Annotated in this window: 14 protein-coding genes; 7 read left to right on the top strand and 7 right to left on the bottom strand. The window is 36.7% G+C overall.

Annotation, left to right across the window (positions count from 1 at the left end; genetic code table 11):
• Positions 1-163: 163 nt before the first annotated feature.
• Positions 164-1,072, top strand: a complete 909-nt coding sequence (locus tag C9J51_RS00475) for a DnaJ C-terminal domain-containing protein (RefSeq protein ID WP_045036495.1) — start codon at positions 164-166, stop codon at positions 1,070-1,072.
• Positions 1,073-1,180: 108 nt separating this feature from the next.
• A complete protein-coding gene (locus C9J51_RS00480) occupies positions 1,181-1,633 on the top strand; it encodes a hypothetical protein (protein WP_045036494.1) in 453 nt (150 codons plus the stop codon).
• A gap of 92 nt (positions 1,634-1,725) precedes the next feature.
• Here the strand turns inward: C9J51_RS00480 and hflX are convergent, their stop codons facing one another.
• Together hflX and C9J51_RS00490 are read right to left on the bottom strand one after the other, a co-directional pair.
• Positions 1,726-3,069, bottom strand: a complete 1,344-nt coding sequence (gene hflX / locus C9J51_RS00485) for a GTPase HflX (RefSeq protein ID WP_045036493.1) — start codon at positions 3,067-3,069, stop codon at positions 1,726-1,728.
• Between the two features lie 102 nt (positions 3,070-3,171).
• Positions 3,172-3,951, bottom strand: coding sequence for a TatD family hydrolase (locus C9J51_RS00490; protein WP_045040151.1), 780 nt, complete (start codon positions 3,949-3,951; stop codon positions 3,172-3,174).
• Between the two features lie 271 nt (positions 3,952-4,222).
• Between C9J51_RS00490 and C9J51_RS00495 the strand changes: the two genes are divergently transcribed.
• Both C9J51_RS00495 and C9J51_RS00500 read left to right on the top strand, forming a co-directional pair.
• On the top strand, positions 4,223-5,407 hold the full coding sequence (locus C9J51_RS00495) for a hypothetical protein (protein ID WP_080155737.1): 1,185 nt from the start codon (positions 4,223-4,225) through the stop codon (positions 5,405-5,407).
• Positions 5,408-5,775: 368 nt separating this feature from the next.
• Positions 5,776-6,909 carry a hypothetical protein gene (locus tag C9J51_RS00500; protein WP_146144514.1) on the top strand — a complete coding sequence of 378 codons (1,134 nt, stop codon included), beginning with the start codon at positions 5,776-5,778 and terminating at the stop codon, positions 6,907-6,909.
• A gap of 93 nt (positions 6,910-7,002) precedes the next feature.
• Here the strand turns inward: C9J51_RS00500 and C9J51_RS00505 are convergent, their stop codons facing one another.
• From C9J51_RS00505 to C9J51_RS00525, 5 genes are all read right to left on the bottom strand, one after another.
• On the bottom strand, positions 7,003-7,680 hold the full coding sequence (locus tag C9J51_RS00505; RefSeq protein ID WP_052668074.1) for an SH3 domain-containing protein: 678 nt from the start codon (positions 7,678-7,680) through the stop codon (positions 7,003-7,005).
• A gap of 273 nt (positions 7,681-7,953) precedes the next feature.
• A complete protein-coding gene (locus tag C9J51_RS00510; RefSeq protein ID WP_045040146.1) occupies positions 7,954-8,199 on the bottom strand; it encodes a hypothetical protein in 246 nt (81 codons plus the stop codon).
• 126 nt (positions 8,200-8,325) lie between these two features.
• On the bottom strand, positions 8,326-9,258 hold the full coding sequence (locus tag C9J51_RS00515; protein ID WP_045040145.1) for a LysR substrate-binding domain-containing protein: 933 nt from the start codon (positions 9,256-9,258) through the stop codon (positions 8,326-8,328).
• 54 nt (positions 9,259-9,312) lie between these two features.
• Positions 9,313-9,972, bottom strand: a complete 660-nt coding sequence (locus C9J51_RS00520) for a DNA-methyltransferase (protein ID WP_045036525.1) — start codon at positions 9,970-9,972, stop codon at positions 9,313-9,315.
• A gap of 129 nt (positions 9,973-10,101) precedes the next feature.
• On the bottom strand, positions 10,102-10,803 hold the full coding sequence (locus C9J51_RS00525) for a DNA alkylation repair protein (RefSeq protein WP_045036487.1): 702 nt from the start codon (positions 10,801-10,803) through the stop codon (positions 10,102-10,104).
• Positions 10,804-11,099: 296 nt separating this feature from the next.
• On the opposite strand from C9J51_RS00525, the gene C9J51_RS00530 reads away from it, so the two are divergent.
• Genes C9J51_RS00530 through C9J51_RS00540 form a run of 3 tightly spaced genes read left to right on the top strand, consistent with a single transcriptional unit; the run spans position 11,100 to position 14,058 of the window.
• Positions 11,100-12,251: an ABC transporter substrate-binding protein gene (locus C9J51_RS00530; protein WP_045036486.1), complete on the top strand. Its 1,152-nt coding sequence runs from the start codon at positions 11,100-11,102 to the stop codon at positions 12,249-12,251.
• Positions 12,251-13,297, top strand: coding sequence for a FecCD family ABC transporter permease (locus tag C9J51_RS00535; protein WP_107274780.1), 1,047 nt, complete (start codon positions 12,251-12,253; stop codon positions 13,295-13,297). Before C9J51_RS00530 ends, C9J51_RS00535 begins: the two co-directional genes overlap by 1 nt.
• The gene (locus C9J51_RS00540) at positions 13,297-14,058 is read left to right on the top strand and encodes an ABC transporter ATP-binding protein (protein WP_045040164.1); all 762 of its coding nucleotides are present in this window, start codon (positions 13,297-13,299) and stop codon (positions 14,056-14,058) included. Before C9J51_RS00535 ends, C9J51_RS00540 begins: the two co-directional genes overlap by 1 nt.
• The last annotated feature ends 4 nt before the right edge of the window (positions 14,059-14,062 follow it).

Consider the following 14,062-nt stretch of genomic DNA (forward strand, 5'->3'; position numbering starts at 1 on the left):
TTCGACGATTACAATAGAGAGATAATCCCACTAGGCTAACTATCTGTGCCTTTTTAGATCATTAACTGTTTAAGTATGATGCCATTTTTCGTTATCATATGTTTAATTGCATGATTTAGAATGTTCCAGATAGTTGTCCCGCTAGGGATAAGAGGTGTTACCAATGTCAAAACGCGATTTTTATGAAGTTCTTGGTGTCGCCAAAACTGCATCTGACAAAGAAATTAAAAAAGCTTACAAAAAGCTAGCAATGAAGTTCCACCCAGATAAAAACCCTGATGATCCAACCGCAGCTGATAAATTCAAAGAAGTAAAAGCGGCTTATGAGATCCTAATGGATAAAGAAAAACGCACAGCTTACGATCAATTTGGTCATGATGCGTTTGAAAATCCAGGTATGGGTGGCGGTCGAGGTGGTCAACAAGGCTTTGGCCAGCAAGCTGGTTATGGGGATTTTGAAGATATGTTTGGCGGTGCGTTTGGCGATATGTTCTCCAATGCACGTGGTGGCCGAGGTGGTTTTGGTGGTCGTCATTCAACCCGCCCTCAAAAAGGTGAAGATCTTCAATACACAATGGAAATCGATCTTGAAGATGCGATCAGTGGTGCATCACGCGTTATTGATCTCCCTGTTTTTGAAGGCAGTACCCAAACCAATAAAAAACTTAACATCAAAATTCCAGCGGGTATCGAAGAAGGTGGTCGTATCCGTTTAAGCGGTAAAGGTCATCCTGGTATCAACGGTGGTCCTCAGGGTGATGTTTATATTCAGATGAATATTCGTCCACACCCACGCTACACTCGCGAAGGTAATAACCTACTTTGTAAAGCAACCACTGATTTTGTTACCGCAGCCTTAGGCGGTAAAGTGGAAGTCAATACATTAGGTGGCGCAATCAGTTTGAAAATACCTGAAGGCACACAAACTGGTCGTAAATTCCGTCTAAAAGGTAAAGGCGTTACTGATCGTAAAGGCAATACGGGGGATTTGATCGTTCAACTTATCATTGAAACACCACTTAACCTTAGTGATCGCCAAAAAGAATTACTGAATGAGTTTGCAGCAGCTTAACCTAAGCTAGATCAGACCCTGTTTATAATAAAGCCAATATCAGTGAATATCCTTATTCCTCGGTATTGGCTTTTTTGCATTCAACTTAGATTAAACTAGGAATACTCTATGCTAAAAAAAATCATTTCCACTAGCTTATTAGTGATTACGGGCATTAGCTTTACCACTGCTTGTGCATTTGCCGCTAACATCACTGACATTAATAACGCAGTGGAGAATAGTCGTCATTTACTTGAAGGCGAGACATTTACGCTTGATCAACCTTGCCGTTTCTTTAATGATTACAATTACAAGCTTTATCATTGCCAAGCGATGATTGCCCCATTAGCATTGGTCAATGACAAAACCTTAGCGGCAACAAAAACAAGTAATAACCTTTTACACCGTCAAATTTCGTTTGTACGTAAAGAAGGTGGATTTGCAATATTTAGATTACTGCCACTTTCAACACATCCTGCCGCAGAAGAAAATGATAGCGATAACAACGACACCCCACCAGAAGCGGCAAAAAAACAGTTATCTTTTTTAGGCTTTAAAGGCGAGCACAAAGAAAAAAAATGAGCGAATCATCGCTCATTTTAAATACGCAGCCTATTATTTGCTGCGTATTTTATGATGGTATAAGACATAAAACTTAGCCGTATTATTTAGGCTTAGTCTTTATTCTGCATCTGTTTTTTAAGACGCGCTAAATTAATTGGGTTTGAGCGTACAGTGAAAATAATATGTTCATACTCATACTCTTCCTTTGTCACACTCATGCTTGAGCGAATTTCACCGATAATACCATTTGCAGTATATGGCACGATGATTTCTTCTTCAGTCATCTCATCTTGTGCAATATTAACGATATATTGATGTAGCTTGGCAATATCAGCAGGATTACGGGTTGATGTCATAACAGCATCAGGAAACTCAACCATTAATGCTTGTTGCTCCTCCTCACTCAATTGGTCTGATTTATTTAACACCAATTGCTTAGGAATATCGTCAACACCCACTTCATGTAGCACTTCATGGACGACATCAAGTTGCGAGCGGAAAGAAGGATCTGATGCATCAACCACATATAACAATAAAGAAGCATCATGTGCTTCTGCCAATGTTGAATGGAATGACGCCACTAAATCGTGCGGAAGCTTTTTAATAAAACCAACCGTATCAGACACTAAAATACGCGGTTGAGTAATGGGTTGTAAAGCACGCACAGTCGTATCAAGTGTGGCAAATAATTTGTTTTCAACCAGCACTTCACTGCCCGTTAATGCACGCATCATTGATGACTTACCTGCATTGGTATAACCGACTAATGCGACACAGAAAAGCTCAGAACGTTGAGTACGTCGGCCTTTAAGTTCATCTTGAACACTGACTAATTCACGTCTTAATTCAGCTAATTGATCACGAACTTTACGACGATCAAGTTCAAGTGTAGTTTCACCCGCACCCTTACCCATTTGGCGTTCTTTATTACCACTGGTTGACTCACGTAAACGTGGCGCTAGATAATTAAGACGTGCAATTTCAACTTGTAGTCGTGCAGTTCGAGTACGCGCATGACGACTAAAGATTTCGATAATAATACCGGTGCGATCAAAAACCTCAACACCCAGTTGATTTTCAACATTACGCAATTGTGATGGGCTTAAATCGCAATCAAATACCACCACATCAGCACTACCAAAGGGTAAATCTTCAGACGGTAGTTCGCTAAAAAGCATCTCATCAACAATGTCATCATCATCGTCAAAATCGTCAACAAAGCCTTGATTACCCGTAAGATGCGCTATTTCAGCCATCTTACCTGAACCAAGCACATTCATTCGTTGGTTTGAACTGAGTTTTTGTGATTGAGTACCAACAACTTTAAAACCAAGCGTGGTAACAAGACGAGCTAATTCAGCCAGTGATGCTTTGGCTTCATCACCTTTAAACTGCGGTGTTTGGATTGAAATAAGTAAAGCACGATTTTGTGAGGCTTTTGCTGTTAATTGCATAATTTTCTATACGTGCACCTACGCGCACCCTATTTTTATATTTGTTTCATCCTACGCTGTTATCAATCAGCTTTATATAAAAATAGACTGTCGTTTAGGTTATCACTTAACCATCTTCACCTTTTTTCCCTCTTTTCGAAGATAACACTGAGTATTAGCGGCTAATATTGCTGTTAATTGTGCTATCGGCATTTGATGGTATTTAGCCAAAGCCGCGATCACAGCAACCACCATACTCGGTTCACCAACCTCTCCGTTATATTTACATGGCGCATCAGATTCAACTAACATCATCGATAGCGGTATATTCTGCACAAATTGCCAATAATGATCATCGACAAAAATCCACGGACTCACTGAAATAAAATGTCCTTGTTGCTGTAACAGGGCTAATTGTGTCGTAGTACCTTCGTACCAATGAAATAAAGCGCCTTCAACATCATATTGCTGCAATATAGGAAGTGCTAGCGCAATGTCATCTTCCACCACATGCAAATTAACCGGCAGGTCATAGTCCGCAGCTATAGCAACAAACCGAGCCATTAGTTGTGTACCTTGCTGTTTTATATGTCGCTTTTCAGTTGCTGTTTTATCATCAAGATAAAAGAACGGTATACCAATCTCACCAATACCGCTCAACAAAGTATGATGCTGATGGATCAACGCAATCACCGCTTCTATCATAGCTTCATCAGGTGTAACTTCAGGGTGTATACCTAAAAACAATTCAATCGAATTAGGATATTGTCGCTTTAATTTCAATAGTTGCTGAGCGCTATTAAGTGTCATTGATACCGCTCCTATTTTATTACCCGCCGCAATAAAAGAAGCTATATTTTCAGGTGCAACCGATTCTAAATGGCAATGAATATCTGTGATCATAATAATTAATAATATCCTAGCGTTATTCAAAAAAATAAAAATTTTAGTCATTATATATTACTAAAATTTAATTCTAAAAATATAATAAAAACTATTCACAACAAATATTTACTCCTATTGAACCATAAGATAAATAAATACCAAGCCATTGTTAAATAAAGAATTAATAGCATTAATCTTCATCTGATGTAAAATTTAATATATACTATTTGTTAAATATAAGTTACACAAAACTATAGTTTATTTTAAATTACTTTTATGGATATAAGCAATGAAAATAATGAATAAGAAGTTATTAATTAATATTATAAATATCAGTTTAGCTAGCTTTTCAGTTAATGCATTAAGCCTTGAAGCTAGCAGCAATTATTATCAAGATTATGACGGAGTTTTTATTGGGTATACTACAGATCCTTACTTTTTTCCAACATGGACAGAGGTAGGTGATCGTGCTCAAATTTCTAGAGATGATTGGAATGGTTTTATAAATACAAAAGGCCAGATAATGACTTTCAGAAACTATTTAGACGTAGATCACACTACAAATGACTTTTATTACCAAACTTCAGATTGTACTGGTACTCGATATGTAAAATTAAAGCTCTATCATTATTATCACGAAGATCCGTTTGAGACTGAAATATTAAAAGAGTCACCAACAACAAAAAAAATAACCCAATATACTGTCACACATGAACCCTTTAGTATGGATAATGTGGGTGATGATATGTTTGGTGATAAAGGTGTATCTCAATCAAAAATCGATGAAAATGGAAAATTTATTTGTACTAAAACCCACCAACAAGAACTTAGAGATCAGTGGGATTGGGCAATAAATTTGGTAGAAAATGGGCCAGCAGAAGAACTAGAAGCGAATCGCGAGAAAGTTGATTATATAATTGACACAATCCCTGAAGAAGCAATGAATAATCGTTTAGTCTTAGGAAAAGTTAGTGACGATGGTATCGATATGACTAACCGCTACCCTTGGATGGGATTTGATATCGAAGAAAATCATAATGTTATAGGTTATATAAAAGCTGCTCGTTTTGGCCATGGTATTGAACTGATTCTCGGAGAGACACCACCACCAGTGCCACCTGAAGAGTTATCATTCCCACGTACATCTCATAATGTTACAGCTCACGTTCGTTATACTGGCGATCTTAGTTATGTTAACATTACCCAAGGTCCTGATATTTTTGTATCGCAAATAACAGTAAATAAAGAATCAACAGGCGTCTATGATATTTCATTCCCTGAAAATTACTTATCGAAAAAAAGTAGTGTAAATACTTTCCAAGTATTATGTTCTGTTAATAGCGGTGCCGATATTTATGCAGCAAACACTACCATCGGTTGCCATAAACTAAATAATAATAATATTATTCGTGTAACCACGAACTATAAAGGAAAACCTTTTGATAGTGATTTTTCATTAAATCTTCAACGTTAATATAAAAATAAAACCTCTTACTATTATATTTAGATAAATAAAGTAAGAGGTTTTAAAGATAGTAAATCTTCAATTTTCTTATATTTATTACAACTAAACATCTTCATTATAGACAGGCAATAAAGTAATTAATAACCCATTACCCCCACATAAGTATTCGTATTAATTATTATTCTAAAGCATTTGATAACTAAAAATAGTCACACTGTTAATATAAAGAAAGATAATGAGAGTAAAATACAACTACTACGTCAATATATTGACATATAATAATTATGCGTACCGATGCTCATTAAATGACTATAACACTTTATTTTTAACAGCCTATAAGAATACACATAATGAAGAAAAAAAATAAACAGATACTAATGACTATTATAAATATCAGCTTAGCAAGCTTTTCACTTCATGCATTAAGTGCAGAAAATAGTAATTATTATCAAGACCATAATGGCCATTTTATTGGCTATACATCAGATGGTGATGCTTTTCCATATATGACTGATAATGGAAGTTATGCCAATATTAATCGAGACAATTGGAATGGCTTTATTAATGGACAAGGAGAGATCGTTCCAATAGTGGGAGAGGTTGCTGACATTAGTGCCATTGCCAATACATTTTATTATAAAACACCTGATTGTAGCGGTACTCGATATGTAGAACTATCTTCTTCCCGCCGATATAATGAAGCAGTCGGTGGTTATATATTAAGACAATCACCCAATACAAAAAAAATACAGCAATACACAATAGAACGCGATCAGTTTAGTTTAGATGATATGGATGATCTTTTTGGTGATAAAGCCGTATCTCAATCAATCATCAATGCTAATGGACAATCCGTCTGTACCGAAGCAGAACAACAAGTATTACGTACTGAATGGGATCAGGCCATTAATGCAACGGACGAAGAACGTAACAAATACGGTGAAGAAATTAGTTATACATTAGACAGAATTGCAGATCTCGTAAGAGATCAACCTTTAGTTCTGGCCAAAGTCAGTAATGAAAGTATCGATATTACTCATCGCTACCCTTGGATGGGATTTAAAATTGACGAAAAAAATAATGTCACCGCTTATATAAAAAGTATTGATATCAGTCAACCAATCGACTTCATTAATATAAAAAACCCACCAAAACCGCCACAAAAAGTATACCCACGCACTTCGCATGAAGTAACCGTTCACGTTAGATATAATAACGATCTGAGTTATGTGAATGTTACTCAAGGCCCAGATATAGCAGAAGGCCAAATAACAGTAAATAAACAGTCAAAAGGTATTTATGATATTACCTTCCCAGAAACTTACGTACCAAAAGAAGGTGACGTCAACGTATTCCAATTATTATGTTCAGTGAATAGCGGTGCTGATATTTACGCAGCAAACACAACTATTGGCTGTCATAAACTTGAGCATGAAAATGTTATTCGTGTAACAACAAACTTAAAAGGAAAACCATTCAATAGTGATTTCTCCTTAAATATTCAGCATTAAAATAAATAAAAATAAAATAGATAAAAAGCCGCTTATTTACCTCTTATAAATTTAGAGATAAATACACGGCTTTTTAATACCATTAACTAAATATTATTTAGCTGGTACAACTTCTGGTGTTGCAACAGCAGCTTTCGTTGTTAAATGAACATTTAGTTTAGGTTGTGTTGGTGAAGTAATTCCAGCTTGCTGAAATTGCTTTTGCATAATTAACATTTGCTGTTGTTGCTGATGGATTAACTTCGCCATATTCGCTTGCATGGTATTAAAATTATTTGGACTACCCATTGTATTCCAAGAATTTGCAAAGGCTTGATTCATGTCAAGCTGTTGCTTCTGCATCGCATCAAAAAGGGATTTATCTACCTTTTGATTATGGTTGTTGCCTTGAAATTGCACAATTTCATAATGGAATGGACCTTGTGGTGTTTGTAATACACCCTTAGTTACACTCTTCTCACCATCTTTAGTTTTTATAGTATTGGTCGTTTGATCAGGTAAAACCTTAGTATTCGCTTTTGCTATCATTTGACGATCGACACTTTGGATCCAACCCGTATTACCATTAGTTGTATCACCCACTTTTTCCCAACCATTATTTTGATAAATAGTAATTAATGGTATCTCAGACTTTATGGTTTCAACCACCGGAGAAGTAATACTTGGGTTTTCATATACTTTAATCGTTTGGATACTGGTGTCAGCCCATGCAGCAGTACTTAGACAAGTAACGGCTACAATACCTGTGATTGCCATCGCTAAACGTTTCATATCAACCTCTTATGCGTATTTACATAACTTAAAATTAAATTAAAAACTGTGGCTATAAATAAGCAGATTCGATATCTATTATATTAAGCGTTAAAGATGAATCCAAAATGAATAATAGTATTTTTATATCATGATTAATAAGCTCAAAATGCAATTTAACTAATTAAAAATCAATCATTGCCTTATGTTTTTTATTTAATCTATTAATACTATTAAATATTTATAAAATTCAAATAACTATTCTGCCGTTACCTATAACGACAGAAGGTGTATTCAATCTTGTTTAATAATAATTTCACGAGGATAATGCTTTTCTTGCTCATTGATATCATATTCAGATGTGCCTTGGCCTAAATCGCCAATAGGTGCTTCAGTGGCAACATCAATACTCACGCCAAATTCATGCTCACGCGCTTTAAATGTATCAAAAATCTTTTTTTCCGCCGCCGTTAACCGCGAAAGATCCTTACCTTCAAGAGTCAGTATTTGATCTAATAGTTTTTTATCTTCAGGTAACATAATAACCAACCTTTATTATTTAAATATAATCTCTACGCTATATTTAAATACGATACGCCATTAAGGTTAATATACTAGCCTCTTCTATATATAAAACATGAGCAATGAATTTTCATTTGTGATCCTTTATTTTCTCAAGCTGGCGTTAGCTCCATTAGTGATAAGTTGCCGTAACCATTGATGGCTAGGATCTAAATCAAAATGTTTATTCCATAATAACAGATAACCACCTGGTTCTAATTCAATAGGAATAGGACGAATGATCAATTCGGTATTTTCAATCATCGCAAGTGCGGGTCCTGAGGGATAACACATAAATAAATCACTTTGCTCACATAACTTCGCTGCGGCATAAAAATCCGTCATATTAACCGCATTATCGAGTTGTTTATTCTCAAGCGCTAAAATTTCATCAAGCAGCCACCGCTTTAACCCGCCAATGCTAACTTGTAAATGACGGTATTTTAAAAAGGCATCTAAATTCCACGGCTCACTCAATGCCGGATGTCCTTTACGCATTAAGCACACTGGATAATCACGTGCTAGCTCAATATAATTTAACGATGAGGGTACATTACGATAATGACTGGATGAACGTTCATCCCACTCAAAAATACCAATCCCAAAGTCAATTTCACAGCGTAGTAATCGCTGTAAACTATCATCATTCCAAGTTTTACTGGTTAAACTAATATCTGGGGCTTGCTGTAGCATCTGCGGCATAAATCGAGGGTATGTTAATGAGTATGCCGTTTCGACTAAATCAATATGAAATTGACGCTGACTAAGTGCTGGATCAAACAGCTCTGCACGTGTTAATTGATTAATTTGTTGTAAAATGTCATAAACAGAATCAGACAATGAGAGCGCTTTCGGCGTTGGCCGTAAACCATAAGGTGTCCGTTCAAATAAAGGATCTGCAAAGGTTTGACGTAATTTTGCTAACTGTTTACTTACTGCCGATTGACTGAGGTGAAGTCGTGCTGCGGTAGCTGTAACACTTTGTTCTTCCAACAACACGTTTAATATACGTAATAAATTTATATCAAAGTTCTTCATTTACTGCACCCTTACCAACAACCAAAATCAATCGCCTAAATCAACCAGCCACTATCATGTTGGCTGTACTCGACTACGCAAATGTTGGTGCGCAGCATCTGATATATCATTACCCCATGCTTGACGTTGTAATTGTTGCGCGGCAACTAACGTTGAACCCGAACCAAAAAAGGGATCAGCGACAACATCACCAATAACTGAGCTTTGTTCAATTAACGTTGCGATCAAAGGCACTGGTTTTTCTGTTGGATAGCCACGGTAAACACGCTTAAATTCAAGCACATCAGGAATAGACAAATTAGATAATTTACGCTTACCTTTTTCAAAGAAAAGAATAAATTCATAACGAGCTCGATAATGGTATCCCATTCCTATTGCGACTTTATCCCATACAATCGGTTTCCAAAACTTAAACCCAACTTGCTCTGCAATAGGCTTAATATAAAACATGGTTTCTTGGTCACAAAAAAGATAGAAATGGCTGTTTGGCTTTAAAACACGATAGGCTTGTTCTAATAGCATTTGAAATCGTTGATTAGGAAAAATATCAAACCACTGGTTACTTGAAGATTTACTGTTTTTTAGTCGCGTGGTTGTGCCAATTTTACGGTGCTTCTCTAACGACTCATACGGAGGATCAGTGATCAAAAGATCAATACTATTGTCCGCTAATGAAGACAACCATTCGACGGCATCTTGTTGATATAATTGCATTGAAAAACCCACACTAAACATAAAAAAACAATAACGCCTACCCATAATTGAATAGACGTTAATTTCGTTAGGTGTTGTAGCAAAAATCACACCATATAGATAGCAACAAACTATCAAACATCGGGAATTTTAATCAACTGTGCTATTTACCACCATTGTGAGTTTTCTTGCTTCACGTCGACACAGTGGCGTTAATAATGCCATATTATTTTTGATGAAATTATCAACAAAAGTGAAATCAATTTGACTATAAGCATTTAACACTTGCCCCATCGCTTGCTGTACTAGCAATGACTTATCAGCGGCAAGATATAAAATAGTCTCCGTTAACAGCACTACATTCGTCTGTTGCTTATGGTGTAAGTGCGCTAATACTGACGCCCGCTTTAACCATACACTATCAGATTCACGCCATTGTATAAGGTAACGTTCTAAGTCTTTTTCTTGAAGTATCACCTTACCGATCAAATTAGACACAAGACGATCTAAAATATCAATATTATCCGCCGTTGCTAACATTTCAAGATACACATCAAAAGAGGCTAACGTTTGATATTCAGAATAATACTCACCAGCATCTAAGGCTAAATAGCGTTCTTCTCGATAAACCCCCGACCATAACCACAATAATAAGCGGTGATAGTTTTCGATATTATCAATACTGGTATGTGTAATCGCTAATTGAAATATTTTATGACGCTTTTCTAGGCTAACACCATAAAAGGGTTGTCGACTGTTAAGATCATACTGCATTTTTTTTGCAACAAGTGTACTGCCTTCAGCGACTAAATGTTGCTGCATAAAGATAACCATTGGTATAACTAATGACATAGCCGTTCCTCTTTGTTATCTCTCATTACTGCTGAACATTAAGGCATGTAATGGTTAATAACTTTATTATAATCAATATTGTTATGTTTTTTGATTGATAAAACCAAGTATTCCGACTTTTTCATACTGCGACCTAAATCTCAAATCTTTTCTAACAATTTCAAGCAATTTACACGTATAAATACAAATAACAATCAAACTCATTCAATTTTGCAGTATAAGTTTGCATTTATCTTAGTTTAAAATGATAAGCATTATCATTACTATTCACGAAATCATTCTCTGTGGGTATCATTATGAGAACTAAACTAAAATTCCTTACACTTTGTGCTGCTACTTTTTGGTCATTAAACTCTTTTGCAGCTGCTTATCCGGTTACCGTTACTGATGTGGCTGGGCGTACTATTACCTTTGACCACCAGCCACAAAATATTGCCCTCTCAACTAGCCGTATTTTTCCTTTACTTGAAATTATTTATCAACAAGATGCAGCCAAACACCTTGTTGCTGCACGCGATGATATGCAGTTTTCCGCACCCAGTATGTATGCCAACTACATCAAACAATATCCTTCACTCAAGCATGTACCTAAAATTGGATTGATAAAATCAGGTGAATTTGATGCTGAACGGTTCATTAATTTAAAACCGAAACCTGATTTATTTATCGTTGATTTATCTAATATTAAATTAGCGCAAGATAACGGTTTATTAAAAAAATTAAACGCAGCAGGCATTAAAGTTATCGCGGTTGATTTTCGTGAAAACCCAATTAAGAACACTGTAAAATCGGTTGAAACGGTAGCGAAAGCCGTCGGCCGAGGGGCACAAGGACAAGCATTTGCTCATTATTACCTCACTCATATTGCCAATATTGAGCAAGCGCTAGCCCAATCCCCCAACCTGAAGCCCAAAAAGGTCTTTATTGAGCGAGCGGCCGGTTACAGCGATTCCTGTTGTCGCACATTTGCAGGCGGTAATATGGGCGCTTATATTCCGTTCTTAAAAGCGATTAATATTGCAGATAAACCACTAAAAGGCGCAGTAACTGGGCAAATGTCACCAGAAACAGTGATCACAGCTCAACCTGATGTTTATATTATGCAAACCACTGGCTGGATTAATGATAAGGGTCAGCCAACGCATGGCATTCCATTAGGTTACACCCCTAATCCCACCGCGATAAAAATAGCCACATCAGCATTAATGGATCGTAATTGGTTACAAGCTGTCAGTGCTTATCAAACCAAAGATGTTTATTCGATTTATATGCCATTTTATAACTCACCGTATAACTTAGTCGCCATGGAATACTTTGCCAAATGGATCCATCCCAACGTATTTAAAAATCTGAATCCAGAACAGACCTTTGAAGAAATGAATAAGCAATTTGGTCATCGCAAAATCAGTGGTGATTTTGGTCAGAATAACTTTAAGGCTATGCAGTAATGACCTCAATCCTACTTGAGTTAAACACACATAACATTCGTAACCGTAACAAAAAAATCGCCTTAGCTGTTTTTTTTGTACTCAGTATTATTTGTGTTATTGCGGATATTTTCATTGGCTCACAAGGGCTAACTTTTGCTCAAGTGATCCACGCATTGATTCATCCTCAAACCAGTGATATTGCCAGTAAAATTATTGTCTGGGATATTCGAATGCCCATGGCATTAATGGCACCATTAATCGGTGGTGCTTTAGCCTTAGCTGGCGCACAAATGCAAACCACATTAAACAACCCTCTTGCCGATCCCTATACTTTTGGCGTTTCAGCCGCCGCAGGGTTTGGGGCATCATTAGTGATCACGAACGCTATTGCGATTCCCTTCATTCCACCACAATATCAAATAGCGTTAATGGCATTTATTATGTGCTTACTAACCACCTTTTTAATTGCCGCTATTTCATCAGTAAAACGAATTTCAATTGAAGGCGTAATGCTATTTGGTATTGCGTTAATGTTTGCCTACGACAGTTTACTGACCATGATGCAATATGTTGCCAGTGAAACTCAGCTACAAACATTAGTATTTTGGCAAATGGGATCACTTGATCGCGGCAGTTGGGCAAAAATCACCGTCCTTGCGATTGTGTTACCGATTGTATTATTGATTATGATGAAAGATGCTTGGCAGTTATCTACCCTTAAAATCGGTCACGAACGTGCTCAAGCAATGGGAGTAAACGTTAAGCGACTGCGCATTAAAACCTTATTATTGGTATCAGTGATCACATCTCTAGCGGTTTCATTTGTGGGTGCGGTTGGCTTTGTCGGACTCGTTGCTCCCCATATAGCCCGTATGGTATTAGGCGAAGATCAACGTTACTTCCTACCTGCATCATTCCTTGTCGGTGCAGTATTACTAGAACTTGCTTCTATTGCCAGTAAAAGCATTATGCCCGGTATTATTTTGCCGCTAACGGTGGTGATGTCGATCATTGGTATTCCTTTCTTTATTTATCTGATCATTAAAAAAGGGGGGCGTTTTTAATGGCACTTGAAATTAATGATATTTCAGTCACATTTGACGATAACGTAATCTTAGATAACTTATCCCTACCCTCCATTGCTTTAGGCGAAATGGTGGCGATTATCGGTAAAAATGGTGCTGGTAAATCAACCTTACTGCGTCATATTACCCAAAATCTACGTCAACATTCACATCAAATATTACTGCATGGAAACCCGTTAACATTAGAGAATATTGGCTACTTACCTCAAGATCACCGTATTTCAGCCACCATTACCGTGGTTGAATTATTGATCACCACGTTAAATATGGGATCACATTCTTTATTTGCTAAAGCGAACAGTGCAGAAAAAAGTTTACAATTATTAAAACAAATGGGAATTTTACATTTAGCCAATAAAGTGTGTACTGAATTATCTGGCGGTGAAAGCCAAATGGTGGGGCTTGCGCAAGCCGTTATTAACCAACCGAAAGTGCTGATACTTGATGAACCGACATCGGCGCTTGATATGCATAACCAAATGAAGCTTCTTGATTTTGTAAGAAAATACAGTCAAGAAAGCCAAGCTTGTGTATTAATGGTGATTCATGATCTTAATTTGGCCATTCAATATTCAACCAAAGTGGCCGCGTTGCACCAAGGAAAATTGTTTGCTTATGGCGATCCAATAACGACGATTACACCATCTTTAATTTGGTCGGTATTTGATGTTGATTCACACGTTGCCATTATCGATGAGCGGCCGATTGTCGTTGTTAAATCATCAAATAGATCACAGTGAGCCA

This window comes from Photobacterium iliopiscarium, assembly GCF_003026395.1.
GTDB lineage: Bacteria > Pseudomonadota > Gammaproteobacteria > Enterobacterales > Vibrionaceae > Photobacterium > Photobacterium iliopiscarium.

Excerpts from the sequence above, each read along its gene's own strand:
- C9J51_RS00535 (WP_107274780.1), top strand. The coding sequence starts at position 12,251 with ATGACCTCAATCCTACTTGAGTTAAACACACATAACATTCGTAACCGT.
- C9J51_RS00495 (WP_080155737.1), top strand. The coding sequence starts at position 4,223 with ATGAAAATAATGAATAAGAAGTTATTAATTAATATTATAAATATCAGT.
- C9J51_RS00490 (WP_045040151.1), bottom strand. The coding sequence starts at position 3,951 with ATGATCACAGATATTCATTGCCATTTAGAATCGGTTGCACCTGAAAAT.
- C9J51_RS00505 (WP_052668074.1), bottom strand. The coding sequence starts at position 7,680 with ATGAAACGTTTAGCGATGGCAATCACAGGTATTGTAGCCGTTACTTGT.
- C9J51_RS00530 (WP_045036486.1), top strand. The coding sequence starts at position 11,100 with ATGAGAACTAAACTAAAATTCCTTACACTTTGTGCTGCTACTTTTTGG.
- hflX (WP_045036493.1), bottom strand. The coding sequence starts at position 3,069 with ATGCAATTAACAGCAAAAGCCTCACAAAATCGTGCTTTACTTATTTCA.
- C9J51_RS00520 (WP_045036525.1), bottom strand. The coding sequence starts at position 9,972 with ATGCAATTATATCAACAAGATGCCGTCGAATGGTTGTCTTCATTAGCG.
- C9J51_RS00480 (WP_045036494.1), top strand. The coding sequence starts at position 1,181 with ATGCTAAAAAAAATCATTTCCACTAGCTTATTAGTGATTACGGGCATT.
- C9J51_RS00525 (WP_045036487.1), bottom strand. The coding sequence starts at position 10,803 with ATGTCATTAGTTATACCAATGGTTATCTTTATGCAGCAACATTTAGTC.
- C9J51_RS00500 (WP_146144514.1), top strand. The coding sequence starts at position 5,776 with ATGACTATTATAAATATCAGCTTAGCAAGCTTTTCACTTCATGCATTA.
- C9J51_RS00475 (WP_045036495.1), top strand. The coding sequence starts at position 164 with ATGTCAAAACGCGATTTTTATGAAGTTCTTGGTGTCGCCAAAACTGCA.
- C9J51_RS00510 (WP_045040146.1), bottom strand. The coding sequence starts at position 8,199 with ATGTTACCTGAAGATAAAAAACTATTAGATCAAATACTGACTCTTGAA.
- C9J51_RS00540 (WP_045040164.1), top strand. The coding sequence starts at position 13,297 with ATGGCACTTGAAATTAATGATATTTCAGTCACATTTGACGATAACGTA.
- C9J51_RS00515 (WP_045040145.1), bottom strand. The coding sequence starts at position 9,258 with ATGAAGAACTTTGATATAAATTTATTACGTATATTAAACGTGTTGTTG.